1 pseudogene is annotated in these 251 nt (G+C 50.2%); it reads left to right on the forward strand.

What is annotated here, in order from left to right:
• Nucleotides 1-251 (forward strand): annotated as a pseudogene (locus tag B3849_RS14330) (IS110 family transposase); the annotation flags it as partial.

A 251-nucleotide genomic window follows, 5' to 3' on the forward strand; every position in this document is an offset into this window, starting at 1 on the left:
GTGTTGACCCATTATCTGCCGCTATACTTCCCTGAAGCGGGTCGGTTTTACCGCAGCTCACGCAGTGATTGGTTCTTTGCATTCCTTGAGCGTTATCCATCACCGCATTTGATCACAGCAATGGGCAAAGCCGCTTTCACCACTGATGCTTGGGATGTCATTGGGCGCAAGGTCGCGAAAGAGCGTTTTCTTGCAGATATTTACAAGACAGCTAAGTCTTCAGTGGGATTGCCGGTTGCCCCAGATTCTGA

Source organism: Sulfitobacter sp. UBA4523 (assembly GCF_002388305.1).
GTDB classification, from domain to species: Bacteria; Pseudomonadota; Alphaproteobacteria; order Rhodobacterales; family Rhodobacteraceae; genus Sulfitobacter; species Sulfitobacter pontiacus.